General features: G+C 39.7%; 18 protein-coding genes and 1 pseudogene. 16 read left to right on the forward strand and 3 right to left on the reverse strand.

Annotated elements, in window-relative coordinates:
- Positions 1–4: 4 nt before the first annotated feature.
- Together mrcB and hrpB are read right to left on the reverse strand one after the other, a co-directional pair.
- Positions 5–2,311, reverse strand: a pseudogene (gene mrcB, locus DK857_RS00280) (bifunctional glycosyl transferase/transpeptidase); the annotation flags it as partial.
- Positions 2,312–2,439: 128 nt separating this feature from the next.
- The gene (hrpB, locus tag DK857_RS00285) at positions 2,440–4,872 is read right to left on the reverse strand and encodes an ATP-dependent helicase HrpB (protein ID WP_109401382.1); all 2,433 of its coding nucleotides are present in this window, start codon (positions 4,870–4,872) and stop codon (positions 2,440–2,442) included.
- 85 nt (positions 4,873–4,957) lie between these two features.
- On the opposite strand from hrpB, the gene sfsA reads away from it, so the two are divergent.
- The 16 genes from sfsA (at position 4,958) to DK857_RS00365 (ending at position 24,638) form a co-directional block, all read left to right on the forward strand.
- Complete coding sequence (gene sfsA, locus DK857_RS00290; protein ID WP_109393315.1) at positions 4,958–5,668, forward strand: DNA/RNA nuclease SfsA; 711 nt, start codon at positions 4,958–4,960, stop codon at positions 5,666–5,668.
- A gap of 196 nt (positions 5,669–5,864) precedes the next feature.
- Positions 5,865–6,320: an RNA polymerase-binding protein DksA gene (gene dksA / locus DK857_RS00295; RefSeq protein WP_023580786.1), complete on the forward strand. Its 456-nt coding sequence runs from the start codon at positions 5,865–5,867 to the stop codon at positions 6,318–6,320.
- Positions 6,321–6,373: 53 nt separating this feature from the next.
- Positions 6,374–7,285: a tRNA glutamyl-Q(34) synthetase GluQRS gene (gluQRS, locus tag DK857_RS00300; protein ID WP_109401262.1), complete on the forward strand. Its 912-nt coding sequence runs from the start codon at positions 6,374–6,376 to the stop codon at positions 7,283–7,285.
- 91 nt (positions 7,286–7,376) lie between these two features.
- On the forward strand, positions 7,377–8,930 hold the full coding sequence (gene pcnB / locus DK857_RS00305) for a polynucleotide adenylyltransferase PcnB (RefSeq protein ID WP_405124798.1): 1,554 nt from the start codon (positions 7,377–7,379) through the stop codon (positions 8,928–8,930).
- On the forward strand, positions 8,923–9,417 hold the full coding sequence (gene folK, locus DK857_RS00310) for a 2-amino-4-hydroxy-6-hydroxymethyldihydropteridine diphosphokinase (protein WP_109401264.1): 495 nt from the start codon (positions 8,923–8,925) through the stop codon (positions 9,415–9,417). The genes pcnB and folK overlap by 8 nt, the downstream gene beginning before the upstream one ends.
- A gap of 360 nt (positions 9,418–9,777) precedes the next feature.
- On the forward strand, positions 9,778–10,569 hold the full coding sequence (gene panB / locus DK857_RS00315; RefSeq protein WP_109401265.1) for a 3-methyl-2-oxobutanoate hydroxymethyltransferase: 792 nt from the start codon (positions 9,778–9,780) through the stop codon (positions 10,567–10,569).
- 42 nt (positions 10,570–10,611) lie between these two features.
- Complete coding sequence (gene panC, locus DK857_RS00320; protein WP_109393310.1) at positions 10,612–11,466, forward strand: pantoate--beta-alanine ligase; 855 nt, start codon at positions 10,612–10,614, stop codon at positions 11,464–11,466.
- Between the two features lie 25 nt (positions 11,467–11,491).
- Positions 11,492–11,872, forward strand: a complete 381-nt coding sequence (gene panD / locus DK857_RS00325) for an aspartate 1-decarboxylase (protein ID WP_064719124.1) — start codon at positions 11,492–11,494, stop codon at positions 11,870–11,872.
- A gap of 232 nt (positions 11,873–12,104) precedes the next feature.
- Positions 12,105–12,737, forward strand: coding sequence for a response regulator transcription factor (locus DK857_RS00330; RefSeq protein WP_023580792.1), 633 nt, complete (start codon positions 12,105–12,107; stop codon positions 12,735–12,737).
- 1 nt (position 12,738) lies between these two features.
- Positions 12,739–14,295 (forward strand): MASE1 domain-containing sensor histidine kinase, encoded by a 1,557-nt coding sequence (locus tag DK857_RS00335; protein WP_109401266.1) that lies wholly within the window; start codon positions 12,739–12,741, stop codon positions 14,293–14,295.
- Positions 14,296–14,362: 67 nt separating this feature from the next.
- Positions 14,363–15,715 (forward strand): MFS transporter family glucose-6-phosphate receptor UhpC, encoded by a 1,353-nt coding sequence (uhpC, locus tag DK857_RS00340; protein WP_083629108.1) that lies wholly within the window; start codon positions 14,363–14,365, stop codon positions 15,713–15,715.
- Positions 15,716–15,717: 2 nt separating this feature from the next.
- A complete protein-coding gene (locus DK857_RS00345) occupies positions 15,718–16,749 on the forward strand; it encodes an ABC transporter substrate-binding protein (protein ID WP_109401267.1) in 1,032 nt (343 codons plus the stop codon).
- Between the two features lie 74 nt (positions 16,750–16,823).
- Positions 16,824–18,902: an ABC transporter permease gene (locus tag DK857_RS00350; RefSeq protein WP_109393306.1), complete on the forward strand. Its 2,079-nt coding sequence runs from the start codon at positions 16,824–16,826 to the stop codon at positions 18,900–18,902.
- A gap of 15 nt (positions 18,903–18,917) precedes the next feature.
- Positions 18,918–19,958, forward strand: a complete 1,041-nt coding sequence (gene fbpC / locus DK857_RS00355; RefSeq protein ID WP_075673470.1) for a ferric ABC transporter ATP-binding protein — start codon at positions 18,918–18,920, stop codon at positions 19,956–19,958.
- Between the two features lie 224 nt (positions 19,959–20,182).
- On the forward strand, positions 20,183–22,258 hold the full coding sequence (locus tag DK857_RS00360; protein WP_109401268.1) for a TonB-dependent receptor: 2,076 nt from the start codon (positions 20,183–20,185) through the stop codon (positions 22,256–22,258).
- 10 nt (positions 22,259–22,268) lie between these two features.
- Positions 22,269–24,638, forward strand: coding sequence for a TonB-dependent receptor domain-containing protein (locus tag DK857_RS00365; RefSeq protein WP_109401269.1), 2,370 nt, complete (start codon positions 22,269–22,271; stop codon positions 24,636–24,638).
- Positions 24,639–24,879: 241 nt separating this feature from the next.
- Here the strand turns inward: DK857_RS00365 and DK857_RS00370 are convergent, their stop codons facing one another.
- Entirely contained in the window at positions 24,880–26,208 is a 1,329-nt protein-coding gene (locus tag DK857_RS00370; protein ID WP_109401270.1) for a D-serine ammonia-lyase, read from the reverse strand.
- Positions 26,209–26,210: the final 2 nt, after the last annotated feature.

Genomic DNA, 26,210 nt, shown 5'->3' on the forward strand with positions numbered 1-26,210 from the left:
TTACCTACTCAGAAAATAGATCTTGTAACCATTTTGGTGCGCCACTTTCATCAGTATCTTGCTGAATAGGTGTGCACAATCCATCTGGATTTGCTGTCCATACAGGTAGAGTACGAACACCTCCGCCATAACAAGCAAAGTTACCTTGAGCATCGACAGACATTTCTGCGATATCTTCTGGTACTGGTGGATTTAATTTCAGCGGTGCTTGATTTTCTAAATAGTTGCGATATAGCAACAATGCCCCTGTTGAACCCGTTAAGTTCGTTGGACCATTATTATCGCGTCCCATCCATGAAACCGTCACTTCCTTGCCATCTATTCCCGCAAACCAACTATCACGAAGATCGTTAGTTGTACCAGTTTTACCCGCAAGGTTGTAATTGCCAAATTTTGGTTTTAATACGCGCCATGCTGTTCCCGAATTCACCACTTGTTGCATACCAAATAGCGTCATATAAGCCGCTTGAGGTGAAACAGTCGTTTCAGCTTGAGGATAACTTTGGTAAAGCACTGTACCATCTTGGGCAATAACAGAACGCAATGATGATAATTTTGCGCGATTGCCTAAACTACCAATTGTTTGGAAGGTTTGAGCCACTTCCATCGGTGTTAAGTTTAATGCACCTAATAACATCGCGGGCACTTTTTCCAGATTTTCCGCTGGTGCGCCTAAGTTAATCCATGTTTTGATCACTTGGTCTAATCCCACTTCTAAACCAAGATTTACTGTAGGTATGTTACGTGATGTTGCTAACGCATCCACCAGCATTAATTTACCTTTATAACCACGATCGTAGTTACGAGGTTGCCAAGGTTTTCCCCCGGGAATAGGTACAGAAATCGGTTCATCAGCAAGCCATGTATTTAAACGAAAACGATCAGGTTCACTTAATGCGGTTAAATAGGTCGCTGGTTTTGCTAAAGAGCCAATAGAGCGACGAGCCGATAATGCACGGTTAAAACCTGCATATTGTGGTTGAGATCCCCCCACTAAGGCTCTCACTTCACCACTTAAGCGATCCACAACAACCATCGCTCCTTCAAGATCGTCAATTTTACGAACTTTACGGATATCTGCGACCCCCACCTCAACCGCTTTTTCAGCCGCATCTTGTGAGACAGGATCTAATGTGGTGAAAATTTTCGTACCCGATAAATCTTTAACTTTATCGCCCAAGGTTGTTTGTAACTCTTGACGAACCAGTTGCATAAACGCAGGTTGAGGCGTTAACGCTTCGCTACGTGGCTTCACACCTAAAGGACGCGCACTAAGCACATTATAAAGCTCTTGGTCGATTATCTCTTGGGTTTGCAGTAGTTTTAATACTATATTACGACGTTCTAACGCCGCTTTAGGGTTACGCCAAGGATTATAAGCAGAGGCACCTTTAACCATACCCACTAAAAGCGCTTGCTGATCAAGGCTTAATTCATCAACAGGACGACCAAAGTAGTAAAGGCTAGCTAAAGGGAAGCCTCGAATTTGTTCATCGCCACTTTGCCCTAAAAAAACCTCATTAAGATACAACTCTAAAATGCGATCTTTGCTATAACTCGCATCCATAATGATCGCCATATAGGCTTCATTAAGCTTTCTTTTTAATGTTCTTTCGTTAGTTAAAAACAGGTTTTTTACTAACTGTTGCGTTAAGGTACTCCCGCCTTGAACTGCTTTGCCCGCAGTAAAATTCGCTAATACAGCACGACCAATAGAATAAAAGCTGATCCCGTCGTGTTCATAGAAGCGTCGATCTTCTGTTGCAATTAATGTATCCACTAATAATTGTGGGAATTTATCTCTTGCTAAGAATAAGCGTTGTTCACCATTTGCAGATTGCATCATGGTAATTAATTTAGGATCAAGACGGAAAAAACCAAACTGCCGCTGATTATCCATGTTAGTAATACTAACCAAGGAATTCTGCTCAAAGGCTAATTTAGCTAAAATTTGTTCTTCACGACCATCAGGAAAATCGAAAGGTCGGCGCAACATTTCAATCGTGTTGCCTCTTACCACAAATTCGCCAGGACGAGTGATTTTGTTAACATTGCGGTATTGCATCCCCTCAAGTAAGCTCACCATCTCTTTTTGGCTATAATTCATGCCCGGTTCTAAGTTAACGGTACGTCCGTAAACCGCGGCTGGTAATTCCCAAACATTGCCATCAAGACGCTCTTTAATTTGAGAATGTAAATAAACACCATAAATGCCCATTAAAACCGCAACCACAATGGCGATTTTGACAAATAACCAAAACCAAGAACGACCTCTTTTGGTTTGTTTCACTGGTCTTTTCTTTCTACTCATGAACTGTATCTCTCATTAAAACCCCTTTATCACGGGATAAAGAAGCCTAACATTGTCGCTATTTTTCTGTGTGATCCCACAAGAAAGCTCTCAAATACGAATAAAACTAGGGTAAAACTGATATTCATTTATTGGCTATATTTTTTTACTCGTCGTGTGGGTGCGGTATCTGCGGGTGAATCAGGCCATAAATGCTTGGGATAACGCCCTTTCATCTCTTTTTGCACCTCTTTATAACTTCCTGCCCAAAATGTCGCTAAATCTTGTGTTTTCTGAATAGGTCGATGAGCAGGTGATAATAATTCCATCACAACGGGTAATTGACCATTCGCTACAATAGGACTTTGCTGTTCGCCATAAACCTCTTGAATGCGGATCGCGATCACAGGAGGTAACTCCAAATCATAGTTGATAATCACTTTTGTGCCTGTTGGCGCCAAATAATGCGTCGGAAATAAGCTTTGAAGCAACTGATTTTCATGCCATGTTAATTGATTTTTAATAATCGTATTGATATCAATTTGTTGTAATGCCTTTAATGTCTGAACATCTCCCAGCTCAGGCAATAGCCATGTTTCTAACGTTTCAAGCAACATGGTTTCTTCTAAATCAGGTAATAAAACTTCTGGGCACCATTTTTTCGCCAAAGAAAGGCGTATAAACAATTGTTGAGTCTCTTCACTAAGCGCGAGAGTATTTAAACCGTTATCTCTCAACCAATTCAATAATGCTTGTTGCATTTGCTGTTTATTGGGTTTGTCTAATTGGCGCTGGCTTAAGGTTAATCGCCCTAATTGGCGTTGTTGCCATGCAACCAACGTACCGCGTTTTTCATCCCATTCAACAGTTGTATTATTTTCAATAAGCTCTGGAAAAGTTGCTGATATTTCATCGATATCAATCGGTAGCGCTAATAAAATGCGGACATCAGCATAATGCGCATTTTGTAGTAATAATGGTGCTAAGATCCACGCTGAATCACTTATTGAGTGCGAGTGCTCCATCATAGCACCTTGCCCATTTGCCAAGCGAAAACGACCTTGATTATCACGATTTTTAGCAATCCTATCAGGAAATCCAACCGCTAATAATAAACCTAACAATTCAGGACAAAACATCCCTTTCCGATGTTGAGAAAGCTGTTTTTCACGTCGTGTCCAGAAGGTGTTTTTTTGTTGAGCAATCCACTCTAAATTAATTTCTTGTCCTCGGGGTGGCTCTTCTAAGATTGCACATAAGCGTGCTGCCGTCGCAAGATGATTGTCACTTTGCTCACTCGCATAATCTAAGATTGCTGCTAATCGAGGCTCTATGCCCCATCGAGCCATGCGTGAGCCTCGTGCGGTTAATCCACCTTGTTTATCTATTGCACCTAAACGATACAATAAATCTTTTGCGGAATGTAATGCTTGAGGTGTTGGCGTATCTAACCAATTCAACTGATTAATGTCACGACAGCCCCACTGCAAGACAGAAAGCCATAACGACGATAAGTCACTACTTAAAATTTCAGGTGTATGATGAGAAGCAACACGCTCTGCCTGTTCTTGGCTGATTAAATGCCAGCAAATACCCGCTTCAAGACGTCCTGCTCGCCCTGCTCTTTGGGTCTGTGATGATTGACTAATTCTTTGACGCAGTAAGCTAGTCACACCGCTTTTCAAATCAAATTGAGCGCGTTTTTCAATAGTGCTATCAAGAACCAAGCGAATACCTTCAATTGTCAGACTGGTTTCTGCAATATTGGTGGCAAGTACGACTTTTCGATAACCTTTTTTAGTTGGCTCAATCGCTTTTTGTTGGTCTGCTAATGAAAGCGCACCATAAAGTGGAAATAGCAAAATATTGCCATCCACTTTATCTTTTAGAATATCTACAACACGCACTATCTCTGCACTACCTGGCAAGAATATCAGCATAGAACCAGTTTCTTGTGCCAATAATCGCAACGCCATTGTGGCAATTTCTTGTTCAAAGGGTTGATGCGTATTGATAGGAGAATACACTCTTTCGACGGGGTAACTGCGCCCTTGTGCACTAATCATGGGAGCATCTGGTAATAGAGAGGTGAGTTTTTGATTATCTAAGGTTGCGGACATAATCAAAACACGTAAATCATCACGTAACCCCATCTGCACATCAAGCAATAGAGCCAGTGCTAAATCTGCCTGTAAACTGCGTTCATGAAATTCATCTAAAATCACTAGGCTCACGCCTGTCAACTCTGGATCTTGCTGTAACATCCGGTTTAATACCCCTTCTGTTACCACTTCAAGCCGAGTTTGTGAGCTGACATTGCTTTCCGCCTTCATACGATAACCTACCGTATTTCCAACTTCTTCATTTAGCTGGCTGGCTAAGCGATAAGCAATGCTTTTAGCCGCTATTCGTCTTGGCTCTAATAAAATGATTTTGCCATCAAAGTAATTTTGTTCCAGCAAATAGAGAGGAAGCGCCGTGGATTTACCAGCACCAGTAGGTGCATGAAGCAAAACTTGTGGGGATTGTTTTAAGGCAGTAACAATTTTTTCTGTTACATCAAAGATTGGCAATAAATGCACACAGGCTCCATGGCTCATTAACTTTCTTGGCTAGGCATTGTAGCATTAGCGCTTTATTAAAGGTCGTATTTTCATCGGAGTTGTCATGAAATTTGAGCAACCACTAAAATCTGCCACTTTACTAAAACGATATAAACGTTTTTTAGCAGACGTTGTTACCCCTAATGGGGAAGAATTCACGCTCCATTGCGCCAACACCGGTGCAATGACGGGATGTGCAACCCCCGGTGATACCGTTTGGTACTCCACCTCTTCAAATGCAAAAAGAAAATATCCGCATAGCTGGGAACTAACTCAAACTCAAACCGATGATTGGATTTGTGTAAATACCTTAAGAGCAAATGGAATTATTGCTGATGCTATTGAGGCGGGTAACATTCCAGAATTATCTGAGTATGACGAGATAAAACGAGAAGTGAAATACGGCAGTGAGAACAGCCGTATTGACATTTTACTTAAATCAAATCATAAAGTTGACTGTTATATTGAAGTGAAGTCAGTCACCTTGCTAGACAACAGTATGGGCTATTTCCCTGATGCAAAGACAGAACGTGGGCAGAAACATCTTCGAGAGTTGACGGCTATCGCAAAATTGGGCTTAAGGGCTGTCTTATTCTACGCAGTTCCCCATACTGGGATTACGGAAGTGACTGTTGCTAAAGAGATTGACCCTGCCTATGCTTCACTGCTAAAAGAAGCGAGTGATGCAGGGGTTGAAATCTTGTGTTATCGCATCAATATTAGTGAATACAATTTAACAATTGGACAGCAATTACCTTTTATTTCAAATGGTTAATTGATTCTTATGGTGTTAGTTAAGCATTTTTTAACTAAAAAAGGACATTTACTTGCGTGCCTTCACACCATGAGAAAACTTATTGAAGGAATAATTGCTATCCTCGCGGGCATCTGCTATTTATAGCGCCCTATTTTTTCCCCTTCCTATTTTGAAGGTGGGGATTATTCAGAAATGCGTATGTAGGAGAAGCATTATGCAAGAAGGGCAAAAGCGTAAAACATCGTCCATGAGCATTCTCGCTATTGCTGGCGTTGAGCCATATCAGGAAAAAGCGGGCGAAGAGTACATGAACGAAGCCCAATTAGCGCATTTTAAGCTAATACTTGAATCTTGGCGCAATCAGCTCAGGGATGAAGTCAACCGCACCGTTACTCATATGCAAGATGAGGCGGCAAACTTCCCCGATCCCGTTGACCGTGCTGCACAAGAAGAAGAATTCAGTCTTGAGCTGCGTAACCGTGATCGTGAACGTAAACTCATTAAGAAAATCGAGAAAACACTGAAAAAAGTCGAAGATGATGACTTTGGTTTCTGTGAATCTTGTGGAGTGGAAATCGGTATTCGCCGTTTAGAAGCTCGCCCTACAGCTGATTTATGTATCGACTGTAAGACATTAGCTGAAATCCGTGAAAAGCAGATGGCTGGCTAATAATGAGCAAACGCCTCAACCTAATACGTTGAGGCGTTAATCTGAATCTTTCGATGCACGAGATTACAGACTATATTGGGCGCTTTGCGCCATCGCCAACGGGTCAACTTCATTTTGGCTCATTGGTTACTGCACTTGGCAGTTATCTTCAAGCTCGCGCACACCATGGGCGTTGGCTTCTGCGCATCGATGATATAGACCCTCTTAGAGAACCTCCCGGCACTGCATCCCAAATTATTCGCACATTAGAACATTATGGTTTGTTCTGGGATGAAGAGATCCTCTATCAATCGCAACGCCATGATGCTTACCGTGAAACTTTACACACTCTTTGGAAAGAGGGTGTTTGCTACCACTGTCATTGTAGCCGTCATCGTTTACATGACTTAGGGGGCGTGTATGATAACCACTGTCGTCACCGAGAGTCACTCACAGATAATGTGATACCTTTTGATAAAGAGAGTGCATGGAGGTTGATCCAACAGCATCCTGTTTATCATTTTGAAGATGTCATTCAAGGTACATATTATGCAAAGAGTACATCTATCGTGTTAGAAGATATGATTATTCACAGAAAAGATAACTTATTTGCGTATAATCTAGTGACGGTGATTGATGATAATTATCAGGGTGTAACCGAAGTTGTTAGAGGTGCCGATCTACTTGATCCCACATTGCGACAAATCAGTTTACATAAACAACTGAATTTACCTATTCCGCGTTATGCTCATTTACCTTTAGCAATAAATCATGACGGTAATAAATTATCAAAACAAAATCACGCGCATGCGTTGCCAGATACTGATCCAAGACCCGTCATTATCGATGCTTTGCGGTTTCTTAATCAGCCTATTATTGAGGGTTGGCAAGATTATTCATTAGCATCATTATTAGAGATTGCGACTGCGCAGTGGTCACCTTCTGAGATTTTAAAACAAAATCATCAGCAACAAGGGTATGAATAAACCACACAAAGCATTCTCAAAAAATGTTCAGTAGGCTATGATTAGCCGCTTAATTTTTTTAATTATTAGAATTTATTATTCGAGGTGTCATATTTTTAATCGAGTAGCACATTTCTGCCGTAATCTGCTAGGGCGACAAACAACGTCATCAGACACACAACCGGTAGCAAGTGAAAGGCCAGTCACTGCATCTGACCGACCAATACAAGAAACACAGAAACCTGTGCGTCGGCGTCCTGCTATATCCGCAGACCGTCCCCGTAAAAAAAAGAGTAATAAAGAAAAGGCGAACGGGAGTGATTTGCCAATGACTGTGATCCCAAGAGATCAACACCCAATTTCACGTAAAGATATCAGCGATAATGCATTAAAAGTGCTTTATCGCCTTAACAACTCAGGCTTTCAGGCTTATTTAGTTGGTGGTGGTGTCCGTGACTTATTACTGGGAAGAAAACCAAAAGATTTTGATATTGCCACTAATGCAACACCTGAAGATGTACGTCGATTATTCCGCAACAGCCGTTTAGTCGGTCGTCGTTTCCGTCTTGCTCATATTATGTTTGGCCCTGAAGTGATTGAGGTTGCGACTTTCCGCGGTTCTCATGAAGATCATGAGGTTTCAGACAATAACCAATCTCAGCAAGCACAAAGCGGCATGTTACTACGCGATAATATTTTCGGCTCAATTGAAGAAGATGCCATTCGTCGTGACTTTACATTAAACAGTCTTTATTACGGTGTTGATGATTTTGCTGTACGTGATTACGTTGGCGGTTTAGCGGATCTAAAAGCAGGTATTATTCGCTTAATTGGCGATCCTGAAACGCGTTATCGCGAAGATCCCGTCAGAATGCTTAGAGCCATTCGCTTTGCCAGCAAATTGGATATGCAAATTGCGCCTGAAACCGCAGAGCCAATTAGCAGACTCGCCCCTTTATTACGTAATATTCCATCTGCTCGCCTTTTTGAAGAGTCACTAAAATTATTACAAACAGGGCAAGGCTACAAAACTTACAAATTAATGTGTCGCCATCAATTACTTGAGCCACTGTTTCCATTGATTGCTTCTAAAATGACAGAGCAACATGATACGCCGATGGAGAGAATGTTAGATCAAGTTCTCAAAAATACAGACTATCGCATTAATAAAGAGATGCGAGTCAATCCGGCGTTCTTATTTGCAGCAATGTTATGGTATCCATTAATTGAACATGCTGAAAAACTAGTCCAAGAAAGTGGTCTTTCTTACTATGACTCTTTCTCTATGGCAATGAACGATATTTTAGATGAGCAATGCCGTACTATTGCGATACCAAAACGTATTACCACAACAATGCGTGATATCTGGCAATTACAGCAGCGTTTACCTAAACGCCAAGGCCGTCGTGCAAATAAATTACTTGAACACCCTAAATTCCGAGCAGCGTTTGATTTACTGGAATTACGTGCCAATGTACAACGCAACCCAGAGCTTGAAGCGTTAGCAAGTTGGTGGGCTGATTTCCAAGCGTCTAATAATACGCAACAGCGCTCAATGGTATCTGAATTAGGTCAAGCACCGGTTCGCAGACGTCCACGTCCACGTAAACGCCCTCGTCATCCAAGTGCAAAGCCTGCATCTAGACAAGAGAGTACCAATGAGTAAACAGAAAAAACGTGTTTATATCATTCTGGGAAGTAACTTGAATTCACCTGACGATCAGGTGAATTCAGCGATTAAGGCAATCAGTGAGATCCCACAAACAACATTGATTGCACAGTCATCTTGGTATCGTACACGTCCAATGGGGCCTCAAGATCAACCTGATTACCTAAATGTCGCTGTTGCGGTTGATACAACATTAGCACCAGAAGAGTTACTTGATAACACTCAAGCTATTGAATTGGCGCAAGGTCGTGTTAGAAAAGAAGGTAATCGTTGGGGGCCAAGAACGCTTGATCTTGATATTATGTTATTTGGTAATGACGTAATCCAAACAGAACGATTAACCGTACCTCATTACGGGCTTAAAGTACGTGAATTTATGCTTTATCCATTATCTGAATTAGCACCAGATCTTCGCTTTCCTGATGGTGAATTATTAGCAGACAGATTGGCGTTAGTGCCTGAAAATGGCATGGAAAAGTGGTAACTTCACACTAATACGCCCTTAATGCTAAAGGTTGATACTGTAAAAAACATAAACAGTATCAGCCTATCTCCTCTCCTTTGCTTTCCCTCAATTTTTCAAACTCCCCTCATCGCCTCAATCTTTAAACTCTTTTGTATTTATTTTTCACATATAACCAATTGATGAATATAAATAAAAATTATCATTTGTTATTTTTTATTACTCATTTAGTTACTTTTTCTTCGTTTTTAGTCCTTAAATGCTACAATCGAAAGCGGCTTTATTTTGACAATTCAATATTTTCCTTAATAAACAAACAATTATGTGAAGTAATTAATTTTATCTACACACAAAAAAACGACAATGATGGAGTTTGTTACAATGAAACCCACTACGCTTTCTACGTTAAATCGCTATAAGCAAGAAAAGAAAAAATTCGCCACAATCACCGCTTATGATTCAAGTTTTGCCCGCCTTTTTGCACAAGAAGGTATTCAAGCCATGCTGATTGGTGATTCACTAGGAATGACATTACAAGGCCATAACAGCACGCTCCCCGTTACTGTTGAGCAAATTGCCTATCACACCCGCTGTGTAAGAGCTGGCGCTCCTAATGCCTTCTTAATTGCTGATATGCCCTTTATGTCTTATTCAACACCTGAACAGGCTTGCCTTAACGCCGGCATTTTGATGCAAGCAGGTGCCAACATGGTGAAGATTGAAGGTGGAAGTTGGTTAATTCCTACCGTTAAAATGCTGGCTGAGCGTGCAGTTCCTGTCTGTATCCATTTAGGATTAACACCACAGTCAGTCAATGTTTTCGGGGGTTACAAAGTCCAAGGTAGAGAACAAGATGAAGCAGAGCAATTAAAGCAAGATGCTATCGTCCTTGAAGATGCAGGTGCTCAATTAGCGGTATTGGAATGTGTTCCTGTTACTCTAGCTAAAGCAATTACAGACGCGTTAACGATGCCTGTTATTGGTATTGGTGCTGGTAATGTCACTGATGGGCAAATTCTTGTGATGCATGACTTATTAGGCTTAACCCCTCAAGCACCTAAGTTCTCAAAAGATTTTTTACAAGAAGCAGGATCATTAAAAGGTGCTGTCAGCCTTTATGTTCAACAAGTTGAACAAGGTCTGTTTCCCGAAGAAAAACATTCATTTAACTGATTTATTATCTTAATTATCAATATCGTTTAAAGGAGTCACGCCATGCTAATTATTGAAACTACGCTTATCTTACGCAGAGAAATCAAGCGATTAAAGCAAGAAGGTAAACGCATTGCATTGGTTCCAACCATGGGTAATCTTCATGAAGGTCACCTAAAATTAATTGAAGAAGCCCGCATTCACGCAGATGTCGTGATAGCTTCTATATTTGTGAATCCACTTCAATTTGATAGAGAGGCGGATTTAGCAAACTACCCTCGAACTTTGCAAGAAGACTGCGAGTTACTGCGTGATAAACATGTTGATATTATCTTTGCTCCTTCAGCGAAAGAGATGTATCCACACGGTATGGAAAACCAAACTACCGTTGATGTACCGGTATTATCTAGCGTATTAGAAGGAGCAAGTCGCCCTGGTCATTTCCGTGGTGTCACAACCGTTGTCAGTAAGCTTTTTAATCTTGTACAACCTGATGTTGCAATGTTTGGTGAAAAAGATTTTCAACAACTGCAAATTATCAAAAAGATGGTAAGTGATTTATGTATGGATATCAGTATCGTTCCTGTTGCTATCGTCCGTGACAAAAATGGTTTAGCGCTCAGTTCGCGTAATCGCCTATTATCTGATAACGAAAAACAACAAGCTCCCGCACTTTATCAAGCGATGCAAGAAATCGCAGAGCAATTAAAGTCTGGGGATCGTGATGTTAATCAGTTACTACAAAATGCAAAAAACACCTTAGAGCAACAAGGTTTTCGTACAGATGAGTGTTTTATTTGTGATGCAGATACACTCACACCATTAAATGAAGAGAGCCGTCGAGCTGTTATTTTAATGGCTGCATGGCTGGGTAATACTCGCCTTATCGATAACCAGCAAGTTAATCTTGTAGATTAATTATTAGAATATAGGAAACACAACAATGCTACGCACTATGTTACAAGGCAAACTTCATCGCGTAAAAGTGACACAAGCCGATCTGCATTATGAAGGCTCTTGTGCGATTGATCAGGATTTTATGGATGCCGCAGGTATTCTTGAAAATGAAGCTATCGATATTTATAACGTTGATAATGGCGAACGTTTTTCAACTTACGCCATTTGTGCAGAAAGAGGTTCACGAATTATTTCTGTTAATGGTGCCGCCGCTCGTCGTGCCGCTGTTGGCGATCGCTTAATTATTTGCTCTTATGTACAAATTCCTGATAGCGATGCGCGTAGCCATAAGCCAAACATTGCATATTTTGAAGACAACAATGAAATGAAGCGCATTGCTAAAGCTGTGCCCGTTCAAGTTGCTTAATCAGTAAAATATTGCTCACTTCCCATAGGCAGAGGTTCCCTGCTTATGGGAAATAATAACAAGACCAATAAATAACCCATTATTATTATTTGCTTGTCACGATTCACCTTGATAAAAACGAGATATAAGGTTCAAAACCAGTTTTCTTCTCCGTTTTTCCTCGCTTATCTTTCTGTAGCTTGTTATAAATCATATAAGTATTGTCTGACTACTCTCTGACTAATAAAAAATTATGATAAAAGTTGCTTTAGTAGATGATCACATTGTTGTGCGTTCTGGTTTTGCACAACTCCTAATGCTAGAACCCGATATTCACATCGTGGGTGAGTATTCTAATGGGCAAGAAGCATGGCCTTATTTAGCTCATGACGATATTGATGTTGCCGTTATGGATCTCTCTATGCCTGGCGAAAGTGGTCTACAACTCCAAAGCCGTTTAAAACAAAAGCGCCCTGATTTTCGAACTATTATTTTAAGTATCTATGACACCCCTGCCTTTGTTCAGAGTGCACTAGACTCTGGTGCTCGCGGTTATTTAACAAAACGTTGTGGTCCTGAAGAGTTAGTACAAGCAGTACGTGCTGTACATCAAGGTGGTTGTTATCTCTGCTCTGATGCAATGAAAGCATTGCGACAAACACCTGAAAAAGAAGATGCACTCCACACTTTAACTCCTCGTGAAAGAGAGATTTTTAATCTGTTAGTTCAAGGTGTTAATGTCAAAACCATTGCTGTACAACTTAATCTTAGCCATAAGACCGTACACGTTCATCGAGCCAATGTACTGGGTAAATTAGGCTGTGAAACCACCATCGATTTAGTTCATTTCGCCTTAAAGAATCAGTTGATCACAGGCTCGCTGTAATATGAAAAGGGGACTGCGTTTTCTTCTTCAATCCCTTTTTTTATTGCTTACCTACTCTTTACTTTGGCTATCACTTTGGGTGATTGGCTTCTATTTAAGTAAAAATGGGCAACAAGCCGCCCTTTTCTTACCCCAAGGTCTACGATTAGCCCTGATAATTTTACTCTGGCGTCGCTTTTGGCTTCCGATGCTATTTGCCGAATGGGGGCTTTATTACTGGTTAGCGCAAGAGCAATTAATTACCCACACCATTATTTATCTTTCTCCGATACTAAGCCTCGTTGTCGCACTAGAAGTTCAGCGTATTTGGTGGCGATATCCGCTTTATTGGCAACGCTTAACCCTATTAATTGGCGCTGTGGGCTTTAATAGCCTGCTACAAGCCTTTATTCTCGGGTTTATTATTAATACCACCAGCGATATTTTCCTCACATCAGTAACTGGGGGTATATTGCTCGCGCCTTTTGTCTTTTTACTTTATGAATATCTTCGTGAATTACAAAGTCGCGCCTTAGTCTCTGATGGTACTCCCGATCCTCCTCTAAGAACTTCCTTGCTGATGTGGGGATTTCTATTTTGCCTTATCGGGTTAAGTGCTCAGTTTTTTTTAACACCCGAGATAGAGCGTTTATTAGTTATCCTTGTATTTATTCCTAATGTTTTTATGGCTTACCGTTATGGCTGGCAAGGTGGCGTTTTATCCGCACTGTTAGGTAGTTTGATTATCACTTTTGCTCGCCAAGTCAATGGCGCTTTTAATGATTTGCGTGAGTTAGAAATGTTCTTAACCACACAAGCCATTATCGGTATTGGCTTAGGGATTGCGATTAGTCGCCAACAGCAACTTGCTCATAATTTACGTCATTACCGTTTACGCCTAGAACAAGAGTTACAAGCTCGTCGCGATCTAATGGAAAAACTGGTTCATACCGAAGAAGATGTTAAAAAAGCCATTGCTCGCGAATTACATGATGAAATTGGGCAGAATATTACGGCTATCCAAATTCAATCAATGCTAATCAAAAGAACGGCGGATAACGACAAAACACGCCAAACCGGAGAGCAAATTGAACGGCTCGCCCTACAAATTCATCAATCTACACGTCAACTACTCCGACAATTACGCCCTCCTGTTTTAGAAGAGATGTCGCTTGAAAAAGCCCTTCATCATTTAATCAATGAGTTTGCTTTTGATGACAACGGCATTACCTGTAATTTTAATTACTCATTAGATAAAGAGCCTGAAAACGAAACCATTATTTTTACTCTCTACCGTTTGGTGCAAGAGCTGTTAAACAACATTAGTAAACATGCTAACGCAACCTACATCCAAATCTCACTGACTCAAAATCAAAACCGTTTACGGCTAATTATTAGTGATAATGGCGTTGGTATGTTACCGACATCATTATCAGCACAGCAAAGTAGTGGCTTTGGATTACGAGGAATAGAAGAACGCATTCGCGCTTTAGGCGGAGAATGGGAAGTGATTAACCGTCACGGTACGAAAATAATTGTTAACTTACCCACAAATTCAAAAGAAAACAGTGAAAACTAGGAATAAGTCTTAGTCATCTACAACCTTATCTCATTCTTTTTCGCGACATTTTTTTTACATTTGCAACATCAAAGAGGATGTTATGTCAGGTAAAAATTCGGCATCAATTAATAAGACCTATAACTTTTGGCGCAAAAATTTAATGCTGTCGATGATTATCGGTTATGCCACTTTCTATCTCACTCGTAAAAGCGTCAACTTTGTAATGCCCGTTATGCAGGTTGAATTGAATTTAGATAAAGGGGATATCGGTTGGATAGCCAGCCTTTTTTATCTCACTTATGGTTTATCTAAATTTGTTTCCGGTATTTTCCATGACAAATGGGGATACCGCTGGTTTATGGGTGTGGGACTAGTCATGACAGGCATTATGAATATTATTTTTGCCTATTGTCTTTCGTTTCCCGCGCTGCTTTTGGTCTGGGCACTAAATGGTTTCTTTCAAGGCTTTGGATGGCCTCCTTGTGCAAGGTTGTTAACACACTGGTATTCACGTAATGAACGCGGTTTCTGGTGGGGATTATGGAATATCTCAATCAACCTTGGCGGGATGAGTCTTCCCATTTTAACTGCGTGGCTAGCGACGCATTATAGTTGGCAAGTCGCACTGCTTGTTCCCGGTATTATCGGTATCATCATCGGGTTGTGGTTGTGTGTACGGTTAAAAGGTACTCCTGCAGAGGAAGGGCTTCCTACCGTGGGTGTGTGGCGGCGCGATGTTTTTGAATTACGTCAAGAGCAGGCATCACCCCCTAAACCTATGCTAACTATTTTGAAAGAGAGCATTTTATTTAACCGAATGATTTGGTTACTGGGTTTTTCCTATATTTTGGTTTATCTCATACGTATGGCGATTAACGATTGGGGAAATATCTGGTTATCAGAAACACATGGCGCCAACTTATTGAGTGCTAATGCCATTCTCTCTTTATTTGAAGTGGGTGGCTTACTCGGCGCGTTATGTTCAGGCTGGGGCTCGGATTTATTATTCCGCGGTCAACGAGCACCAATGATATTGCTGTTTTCACTCGGACTTTTTACCGCAGTAACAGCACTTTGGTTAATTCCAATTCATCATTATGCTTTGCTCGCAGCCTGTTTTTTTAGTATCGGTTTTTTTGTGTTCGGGCCACAGATGTTAATCGGGCTTGCTGCAACAGAATATTGCCATAAAAACGCAGCAGGCACGGTAACTGGCTACTTGGGATTGTTTGCCTATTTAGGGGCGGCAATGGCAGGTTGGCCATTAAGTCAGGTCATGGCGCATTATGGTTGGACTGGGATGTTTGCATTATTAACCAGTGCTGCGGCCTTAATGGGACTCTTACTAATGCCATTGTTGATTGCTGATGTTAGCAAACAAGAGCATTTAGTTGGCCCTCTTTCATTTTCCGATGACGACACATTTAAAAGGTTCTGAACATGAAATTGAAAACCCTCTCTACACTCGTTGCTGCTGGTCTGGCTCTTTCTGCAGTTAGCTTATCAACAAATGCGGCTGGTCGCTTAGTGGTTTACTGTAGTGCGACAAATGCCATGTGTGAAGCTGAAACAAAAGCCTTTGCCGAAAAGTATGATGTTAAAACAACCTTCGTTCGTAATGGTTCAGGAAGTACTTTAGCTAAAATTGAAGCTGAAAAACGTAATCCACAAGCTGACGTTTGGTATGGCGGTACAATGGACCCTCACTCACAAGCTGGTGAAATGGATCTACTAGAGCCTTATGTTTCACCTAACCTCGATCAGATAATGGCACAGTTTCGTGATCCAGCTAAACGCAAAGGCAACTACTCTTCTGCGGTTTATGTCGGCATTTTAGGTTTTGGCGTGAATAAAGATCGCTTAAAAGAAAAAGGCATTGCGATCCCAACTTGCTGGAAAGATTTAATTAAACCTGAATATAAAGGTGAAATTCAAATCGCTGATCCACAAAGCTCAGGTACAGCTTACACTGCACTGGCAACCTTTGACCAATTGTGGGGCACTGAACAAGCCTTTGATTATCTGAAAAAAATCAACACAAACATCTCTCAATATACCAAATCAGGTATTGCTCCGGCACGAAATGCAGCGCGTGGCGAAGCCGCCATTGGTATTGGTTTCTTACATGACTACTCATTAGAAGTTGAAAATGGCGCTCCACTTGAATTGATTTCACCTTGTGAAGGTACAGGCTATGAAATCGGTGGTGTGAGTATCATTAAAAATGCCCGCAATATGGATAACGCAAAATTATTCGTAGATTGGACACTCTCAAAAGAAGCTCAGGAAATTAGCTGGAAAGAAGGTAAATCTTACCAAATTCTAACTAATACTTCGGCTGAATCTTCACCAATGGCACTGAAATTATCAGACTTAAAACTCATTAACTACGACATGGATAAATATGGCGATAGCGAAGTGCGTAAAGAGCTGATTAATAAGTGGGTTACCGAAGTAAAAATGGGTAAATAGCTCATTAATAGAGCGAGATAACCTCTCGCTCTCTTTTTCTCATAATAATAAATACATTTACTCTCGGGGGATTTATGTCTCACACACTCGCTTTACCTGAAAAAAAGAGGCGGGATCCCATATTTTTATGGATCCTAATTGCATGGATGGCATTTGCTTTACTGCCGTCATGGAGCCTTGATTACGGTCTTTTAGATTCTACAGCAGATGAATTGCTCACCTCTTACGGCTGGAGTAGCGTCAATATCAGTTGGCTCTGGTTTTTATTACCTAGTTTACTGTTATTTCGTCCATTAACTGCTCCTAAGCGTGAAAATCGCTCTCGCCACTATTTTGATGCTAGTTTTGCGCTATTTTGTGCATTTATTGCAATCGTTAGTGCAACTCTTGAAGGGCGTGGCTTAGGTTATTCTGCGATCATCCTCTTTATTTCTTTGGGAATGATCATGAAAACCGCCTTAACACGCCTTGAATGGCTGGGTGGTGACAGTTTTGTTATTGGCTCTTTAATCGCCGTTGTTGCACTGATTGGCGCCTTTATCATCTTCCCAAGTATCGCTATTTTTATTCCGATGTTTAAAGATAGCGCGGGCAATTTTGCACCTTTTGAGTTTATCGCTATTTTAAGCCAAGCTCATATTGTGCAAGTGATGCTCAACTCTATTGTGCTCTCTATCGCAGTGGGTATCGGTTGTACTTTCTTTGGTTTAATTTTGGCAATTTATACGTCTCGTATTGCGGTACGTTCTGCCATTATTGGTCGTGTATTTTCTATCTTACCTATTGTTACACCTCCTTTTGTTGTCGGTTTAGGCGTGACATTAATGATGGGCCGCTCTGGCTATGTGACAGAGTTTCTCGCGACTTACGCAGGACTGGAAAATACCAACTGGTTATACGGTTTTACAGGGATTTGGTTAGCTCAAGTACTCGCCTTTACCCCAATGTCATTTATGATTTTAGATGGTGCTATAAAAACCATTCATCCTTCATTGGAAGAAGCGTCTTACACCTTAAGAGCTAACCGCTATCAAACCTTCTTTAACGTCTTTATGCCGTTACTTAAGCCCGCGTTAGCCAATGCGTTTTTAATTGTGATTGTGCAATCTCTGGCCGACTTTAGTAACCCTCTGGTTTTAGGGGGCAACTTTGACGTTATCGCCACACAAATTTACTTCTATATCACAGGCTCTCAGCTGGATTATCAATCAGCCAGTACATTAGGTGCATCACTGCTAGTTTTCTCACTATTAGTGTTCTGTGTGCAGTATATGTGGATTGGTAAACGCTCTTACGTCACGGTATCAGGTAAATCTTATCGCGGTGATGTTCAACCTCTTCCGTCTTCACTGATTGCTTTTGTGACTACCGTTTTAGGTATTTGGGTTGTCTTTAATATCCTGCTCTATGGCAGTATTTTCTATGGCAGTTTCACTGTTAACTGGGGGGTTGATTACACCTTAACATTCGATAACTTTATCAAACTATTTGGTCAAGGAATGAGTGACGGTGCATGGCCTTCGTTGTTAGATACCTTGTTATATGCAGGTATTGCGGCGCCGATTACAGCCATTCTCGGACTATTAATTGCCTATATCGTAGTACGCCAAGACTTTAAAGGTAAGAAAAGTATCGAGTTCACTACAATGCTTTGTTTCGCTGTACCGGGAACCGTTGCAGGTGTCTCTTATATTCTTGCGTTTAACGACTCGCCTTTCTATTTAACGGGAACAGCTGCCATTGTCATTATCTCTATGACAATGCGTAACGTACCAGTGGGAATACGTGCAGGTATTGCGGGGTTAGGACAAATTGATAAATCTCTTGATGAAGCCTCTCTAAGTTTAAGAGCGAACTCAATGAGAACCATTTTCTATGTGCTATTACCGTTATTACGCCCTGCTATTTTATCTGCGCTGATTTATAGCTTTGTGCGTGCCATTACCACAGTCAGTGCCATTGTTTTCCTTGTTACACCAGATACACGCGTTGCCACCGCTTATATTTTAAATCGTGTTGAAGATGGTGAATACGGCGTCGCAATTGCCTACGGCTCGATTTTAATCGTTGTGATGTTGGCAATTATTTTCTTATTTGACTATTTGATTGGCGAAGCCCGTGTTTCACGCTCTAAAGCCAAAAATGCACAGTAATACGGAGTATAAATCATGACACAACAACATTTCGTTGAACTGAAAAATGTAATTAAGCGTTTTGGCTCTAACACGGTAATTGAAGATCTCAGTTTGTCTATTCCACAAGGCAAAATGGTTTCATTATTGGGGCCTTCAGGTTGTGGTAAAACAACGGTGTTACGTTTAGTTGCAGGGTTAGAAAAACCGACAGAAGGTAAGATTTTTATTGATGGTGAGGATGTTACTGACCGCTCAATCCAGCAACGTGATATTTGTATGGTGTTTCAGTCTTACGCCCTTTTCCCTCATATGTCTTTGGGGGAAAACATTGGCTATGGCTTAAAAATGCTAGGACGACCTAAAGCTGAAATTAAACAACGTGTCTCTGAAGCTTTAGAGCTGGTGGATTTAGCCGGTTTTGAAGACCGCTTTGTTGACCAAATATCGGGTGGACAACAGCAACGTGTCGCCTTAGCGCGTGCGTTAATTTTAAAGCCTAAAGTGTTACTTTTTGATGAACCACTGAGTAACCTTGATGCGAACTTACGCCGTAGTATGAGAGAGAAAATTCGTGAATTACAACAACAGTTTAATATCACCTCTCTTTACGTAACTCATGACCAAAGTGAAGCATTTGCGGTTTCTGATATGGTATTGGTGATGAATAAAGGCAAGATAATGCAATTAGGTTCACCGCAAACTCTTTATCGCCAACCCGCTTCTGAATTTATGGCAAGCTTTATGGGGGATGCCAACTTATTCCCAGCGACATTGGGCGCTGATTATGTTGATATCTTCCAATATCGTTTACCAAAACCAGATACGTTTAATACGACTAAAACAGAAGTGAGAGTGGGCGTTAGACCTGAAGCGATCACCTTATCTCAACAAGGTGATGCTTGTCAGCAATGCAAAATTGTCCATGTCGCTTATATGGGGCCTCAATATGAAGTGACAGTGGAATGGCAAAATCAAACCTTGCTATTACAAGTCAATGCCACACAGCTTCAACCTAATGTAGGCGATAGCTACTATCTGCAAATCCATCCTTATGGCATGTTTATTTTAGAATAAACATTTTCACCCTATTTTATCATTTATCTTCAAGGCGTCATTATGGCGCCTTTTTTGCCTCTTTACTTTTGATACTCTTAATTTATTTTTTATCCTTAAATTACAATTAATTATAATATTTTTATTATTTTTAAAAATGATCACTTGCTAATAATAATTATATTTACTTACAATATTTACAAAATGTTATGTTATAACATAATAAACAAAGAAGGGTAAGTGATATGAAAAAATCTATTTTTAGCTATACAACACTTTTTATTTCAATAAGTTATTCTTTATTTGCAAATGCAATCCCTGCAATAAAGTCAAAAGAAAATCAGAATAATGAGGTATTAAAAGTCTATTCAACACCTTTACATACGTCACAAGAGAAAATGGCAATACCCGTTGCAGTTTTAATACAAGAAGATCTACGCACTAATCGTAGTGCATCTATTGCAGAAACATTGACATCTTTGCCAGGTTTTCATGCCAGCTTTTTTGGGGGGGGTTCGGTACGCCCTGTTATTCGGGGAATGTCAGGAAATCGAGTCAAGGTATTGCACAGTGGTAGTGATCTTATGGATGTTTCATCTATTGGTGCTGATCACGCCATCACCAGTGAACCTTTTTTAAGCCAGCGTATTGAAGTATTAAAAGGACCAGCAACATTACTTTATGGAGGAGGCACGATAGGTGGAGCAATAAATGTTATTGATAGCAAAATTCCTATGTCAGTACCTGAAAAAGGCTACGAGGGTGAATTACAGTATCAATACGATTCCGTTTCTAAGGGAAATACAGGATCAGCCGGATTAACATTAGGGCAAGATAATTTAGCTCTGCGTATTGAAGGCACTAAGCGTTATCAAAGCGATTACAAACAACCTGCGCCTTTGCATCAAGGAGAACCTAGCCGTTTAGCAGGCTCTTATCAAGATAACCAATCTGCAAATATTGGTACATCTTGGATCTTTGATGATGGCTATATTGGTATTGGCTATGGTGAACAGCATCGCCGATATGGATTGCCTAGTCATACTCATTTTCACGATCATGATGAGGGCCACCACCACACCCCTATTAGCCCTCCTTTAGCTGGTCATCATCATGATCACAATCATGAATACCCTGATGAAAAACATGAACATGGCATTCCTTATATTGTTATGGAGAGTAAACGATGGGATCTTCGTGGTGAAAAAAGTAACCCTTTTGTCGGTATTGAATCTGTACGTTTCAGTGCAGCCAGAACCAATTATCATCATGACGAAAAAGAAGGTCATGAAGTCAGTACCCAATTTAAAAACAAAGGAGATGAATTAAGATTTTCTTTCACACATCAACCCATTTTAGGCTGGCATGGCGTTATTGGCGGACAATTTAATCAACGTGATTTTAGTGCCTATGGAGAGGAGGCTTATGTTCCTTCAACAAAAACAAAAAATCACTCACTCTTTTTATTAGAAGAATACCAATTAGGTGATTTTCGCTATGAATTAGGATTTCGCCAAGAGTGGCAATCGCTGTTAAATAGAGAAACTCAAAAAACTAATAAACAGAGTGCATCTTCTATTTCTACTGGATTAGCGTGGAATTTTACACAAGACTATTTTTTAAATTTATCACTATCACACACAAAAAGATTACCTGTCGCAGAAGAGCTCTATGCGAATGGTGTTCATGCCGCAAGTAGAACCATTGAAAAAGGCGATCCTAATTTAACTGCAGAAACCGCAAATAATATTGATATTGGAGTAACTAAAGTAACAGGCGATATTCAATTTAATATGAGTGCCTATTACAATCGTATCAATAATTATATTTACGGCAAGTTTACTGGTGCTGAATTAAATAATGGTTATCGTTCATTACAATATGTTCAACATGATGCACAATTTAAAGGTGTAGAAGGAAATATTGATTATTACTATAACCAAGATAACTTAATTGGTATTTCTGGTGATTATATCAGAGCAAATTTACTAAATAATAAGGGAAATATACCAAGAATACCGGCTTATCGATTAAGTGCTTATATTAAACATAGTTTGGCAGAAAACTTAACTGGACAAATCCGTGTTGATCATTTTGGGAAACAGAATAAAACAACCGAGTATGAAACACCTACGGATTCTTATAACACGGTTAGTTTAGGTAGTGAATATATTGGTTATTTAGACAACTCCGATTATACCTTATATGCCAAGATTAATAATATTTTTGATGCAAAAGGGAAAGATAGTACCTCTTATATTAAAGATGAAATGTATTTACCAGGTCGTAATATTATCTTAGGCGCTACTCTTACATTCTAATATAAATATCATGAAAAAAAGTAAACTCTCTATTATTTTGCTTATGCTTTTGTCATCTCCTTTATATGGAAAAGAGAGTAATGATGATAAAGGCAAAGAAAAAGAAAATCAAAACGATGCAATAACAGTTAAAGGTACACTAATAAAAAATAAAGAGACGTTTTCCTCTTTATTACTTAATAACCGAGAAGAGATAAAAGATAAACAACTTGAACAAATAAAAACGAATACTATTGGTAATACCGTTGCAAAAGTTGCGGGTGTACAAGCCGAAGGTTTTGGACCTAATGCTGCAAGACCTGTTATTCGAAGTTTATCAGGAAATCGTGTCGGTATTTTAGTCAATAATCTGCCAATTAATGATGTTTCATTTATTAGTGGAAATATGCCTATTCCCATTGATATGAACCGAATTAATGAAATATCGATCAGTAAGAATTCTGAAGCACTCTTTTATGGTGGTAGTACAAGCGGTGGTGCCATTCATTTATGGGATGATAGGATAATGACACAATTACCTGAAAAAGCCATTTCAGGTGCAGTGACTTTTAATGGAAGTACCAATAACGGTAATGGTGGCTCTGCAAATATTAAACTCAGCGATGAAGAAAATTGGATTTTTAATCTTTCTGGAGCAACGAAGCGTGTCTCTAGATATAAAATTCCTACGAATTCTAAAGCAGGTCCTTGCTACAGCTTTCAGCAACTTAAAGAGCACTTTGCATTACGTGATCAATGCCAAGTGGATATGAAAGTTTTTACCAGTCGTAATCCTGAAGCTTATCCTTATATTAGTGAATTCTGGAAAAAGTATCAGATTGAATATGAGTTAAGTGAAGGCGATAAATACACCTTTAAAGATAAAGATTATTTTTCAGGCATTGGCTATGTAAATAACGAACCAAATTCACTATATAAACCCGGTAGTCCTCCATCTATTGAACATGTAACTCCACCTAAACATTATGTTGAAAATAACAATAAAGAGATCCCGAATAGCTTTTTAAAAAGCCAAAGTGGCAATGCATCTCTTTCTTATATTAGAGATAAAGGCTATATAGGTTTATCTGTTACTGATTTTCAGACTTCTTACGGTGTGCCAGGATATGCCTATCTCACCACAAAAACAAGCCGAGAAATGTATAAACCGGTTTCAGTTTCAAACCATAATCGGCGGATAGATATACAGGGAAAACATTATCACTTAACACCTTTTTTAAGGGACAGTGCTTTTTATTACTCTTATTCTGAATCTAAAGATGAAGAATTGGTGGGACAAATTGCATCATCAGTATTTGAGACAAAAAATCACCAATTAGCATTAGAAACTGCACATGCTCCACTATTTAATCGGTTAAATGGTGCTGTTGGCGTTAATGGTAATTATCGTGATCTGAAAACGTCTGGTTATGATGCTTATTTACCAAGTGTATTAACCAAAGAGTATGGGATATATTGGGTTGAGTCACTCAATTTATCTCCTTTTGAAATTACCGCTGGATACCGTAAAGGCTACACTCAACATCACCTCAATATTCCAGCTAATTATAATAGCGGTAGAGGACAAGGTTCTAATTTACAAAACCGTCATTTTGATACAAGTGCAAATACACTAGCCTTATCTTTTACACCAATTGATGAATGGACATTAAAGCTACAACAAAATATTTCCTATCGGGCACCAGAAATTAATGAACTTTATACACATGGTCCTCATTATGCTTATCTAATTGAGGAACAAGGAAATAGTAAATTTAATACAGAGAAAAGTAAAAGTATTGAATTATCATCTGTTATCGAGGTTGGTAATTTCTCTAATAAACTTAATCTGTATAAAACAGACTATAGTGACTTTAAATTTAGGAGATTAACAGGAGTTAGCCGTGGTGGCGTTACCGTTATGGAATGGGATGAAACAGATCTTGAAACAAAAGGATTAGAATACGAATTTAAGTATTTATACGAGTTACCTCACGAGCACAATCTCACATTTACACTATTTGGGGATTTTGTCGAAAATAAAAGCAAAAGAAAGCTATTTATTGCAGGTAATTATTTGCCAAACTTACCTAATGAAAAACATGGTATTAGCATTAATTATCAGCATGGAGAATTAACGGCATTTAGTAGCGCCACTTACAATAAAAAACAGAAAGAAAGTGGTGGATTAATGTATGGTGGAGATATTACTTTCCCTTCTTATACTTTAGTCGATGCGGGTATTGGTAAAAAATATCATCTTGATAAGTTAGACGTTTCAGTTGATTTTATTATTAATAATCTCACCAATACTGAAGCAAGAGCGGCATCTTCTCAATTGAAATACTTAGCGCCATTACCGGGTCGAAATTATGGAGTAAATGTCAAAATTGATTTTTAATATATTCAGATTTAACAAGATATAAAGTAAGCGAGGCACCCAATGGGTGCCTCTTTTTTATAATAATACTACGACATTTTCCCCTGGTGTGACATCCTGGTGTGAATGTTTGATGTAACACTTGGTGTAACACATTGCTACGCTATTATTGTTTTAAATAATGATTAGAGATACTTGTACTATTCCCTTTATTTTTTTAAGATGCTATCAGAACAAAAGCTGATAGCACCCGTTCTACACTCTATTTTCCTTGAGCAAGATATTTTTGCATTTCATCCGCAGGAACCATACCACCGCCAGTCGCCCACACTAAATGCGTTGCATTTTGCATTTTTTGACTGTCCAGTGATAAGCCTTGCAGATAATCTCTAGCTTGAGTGACATGTATAGCACCAGCCATTCCAGCTAAAGCCGAAGGTTCTAACTTAATTCCTTCTTCTTTATTTAATAAACTGAGTAAATCATAAAGCTCTTGATCATCAATAGTGTAATAACCATCAATTAAGCGCTCCATTGCACGACCTACGAAGCCTGATGCACGACCAACGGCAAGACCATCAGCAGCAGTGACGTTATCGATACCAATCTCTTGTACTGAGATGCCTTCATGTAATTGGGTATAAACGCCCAATAACATACAAGGTGAGTGCGTTGGCTCGGCAAATAAGCAGTGTACTGCATCACCAAATGCCAATTTCAGCCCAAAAGCAACACCACCAGGGCCACCACCAACACCACAAGGCAGATAAACAAACAGAGGATGCTCACTATCAACACGAACACCTTGTTCTTCAAATTGGCGTTTTAAACGTAATCCCGCTACCGCATAACCCAAGAATAATGTTTTTGAGTTTTCGTCATCGATAAAGAAACAGTTAGGATCCTTCTCTGCTTCTTTACGCCCCTCTTCTACCGCAATACTATAATCTTGTTCATATTCAACAACATTCACGCCATGAGAGCGTAATTTATCTTTCTTCCACTGACGTGCATCAGCAGACATATGAACACTCACACTAAAGCCTAATTTCGCACTCATGATCCCAATAGACATACCTAAGTTGCCTGTTGAACCTACCGCGATACTATATTGGCTAAAAAACTCACGGAATTTATCAGAAAATAACTTTTCATAATTATCATCTGTACTTAATAATCCCGCATTGATCGCCAATTTCTCAGCATGAGTCAGTACTTCATAAATCCCACCGCGTGCTTTAATTGAACCTGAAATAGGCAGGTGACTGTCCTTTTTCAAACGCAATTGACCGCTAATAGAGGTGTTATAACGCTTTTCAAGAGCAACTTTCATCTTAGGAATATCAACCACTTCTGATTCGATGATCCCTTTAGTAACCGCTGTTTCTGGAAATGCTTTAGCTAAATAAGGTGCAAAACGTTGTAACCGCGCTTGTGCGTCAATTACGTCATCTTGCGTTAAACCAACATATGGAAGTCCCTGGTCAGTGGAGGTCACTTTTGGGTTAAACCAAACCACTTCTTTTAAGTCCACTAAGTCATTAACTAGTGGAAAATTACTTTTTAATTTATTTATATCTATATGGCTCATAG

It is taken from the genome of Proteus terrae (assembly GCF_003144325.1).
Taxonomy (GTDB): Bacteria; Pseudomonadota; Gammaproteobacteria; order Enterobacterales; family Enterobacteriaceae; genus Proteus; species Proteus terrae.

What these genes read in the sequence shown, in the direction of transcription:
- sfsA (WP_109393315.1), top strand. Translation starts at nt 4,958, where the DNA reads ATGAAATTTGAGCAACCACTAAAATCTGCCACTTTACTAAAACGATAT.
- dksA (WP_023580786.1), top strand. Translation starts at nt 5,865, where the DNA reads ATGCAAGAAGGGCAAAAGCGTAAAACATCGTCCATGAGCATTCTCGCT.
- gluQRS (WP_109401262.1), top strand. Translation starts at nt 6,374, where the DNA reads ATGCACGAGATTACAGACTATATTGGGCGCTTTGCGCCATCGCCAACG.
- folK (WP_109401264.1), top strand. Translation starts at nt 8,923, where the DNA reads ATGAGTAAACAGAAAAAACGTGTTTATATCATTCTGGGAAGTAACTTG.
- panB (WP_109401265.1), top strand. Translation starts at nt 9,778, where the DNA reads ATGAAACCCACTACGCTTTCTACGTTAAATCGCTATAAGCAAGAAAAG.
- panC (WP_109393310.1), top strand. Translation starts at nt 10,612, where the DNA reads ATGCTAATTATTGAAACTACGCTTATCTTACGCAGAGAAATCAAGCGA.
- panD (WP_064719124.1), top strand. Translation starts at nt 11,492, where the DNA reads ATGCTACGCACTATGTTACAAGGCAAACTTCATCGCGTAAAAGTGACA.
- DK857_RS00330 (WP_023580792.1), top strand. Translation starts at nt 12,105, where the DNA reads ATGATAAAAGTTGCTTTAGTAGATGATCACATTGTTGTGCGTTCTGGT.
- DK857_RS00335 (WP_109401266.1), top strand. Translation starts at nt 12,739, where the DNA reads ATGAAAAGGGGACTGCGTTTTCTTCTTCAATCCCTTTTTTTATTGCTT.
- DK857_RS00345 (WP_109401267.1), top strand. Translation starts at nt 15,718, where the DNA reads ATGAAATTGAAAACCCTCTCTACACTCGTTGCTGCTGGTCTGGCTCTT.
- DK857_RS00350 (WP_109393306.1), top strand. Translation starts at nt 16,824, where the DNA reads ATGTCTCACACACTCGCTTTACCTGAAAAAAAGAGGCGGGATCCCATA.
- fbpC (WP_075673470.1), top strand. Translation starts at nt 18,918, where the DNA reads ATGACACAACAACATTTCGTTGAACTGAAAAATGTAATTAAGCGTTTT.
- DK857_RS00360 (WP_109401268.1), top strand. Translation starts at nt 20,183, where the DNA reads ATGAAAAAATCTATTTTTAGCTATACAACACTTTTTATTTCAATAAGT.
- DK857_RS00365 (WP_109401269.1), top strand. Translation starts at nt 22,269, where the DNA reads ATGAAAAAAAGTAAACTCTCTATTATTTTGCTTATGCTTTTGTCATCT.
- DK857_RS00370 (WP_109401270.1), bottom strand. Translation starts at nt 26,208, where the DNA reads ATGAGCCATATAGATATAAATAAATTAAAAAGTAATTTTCCACTAGTT.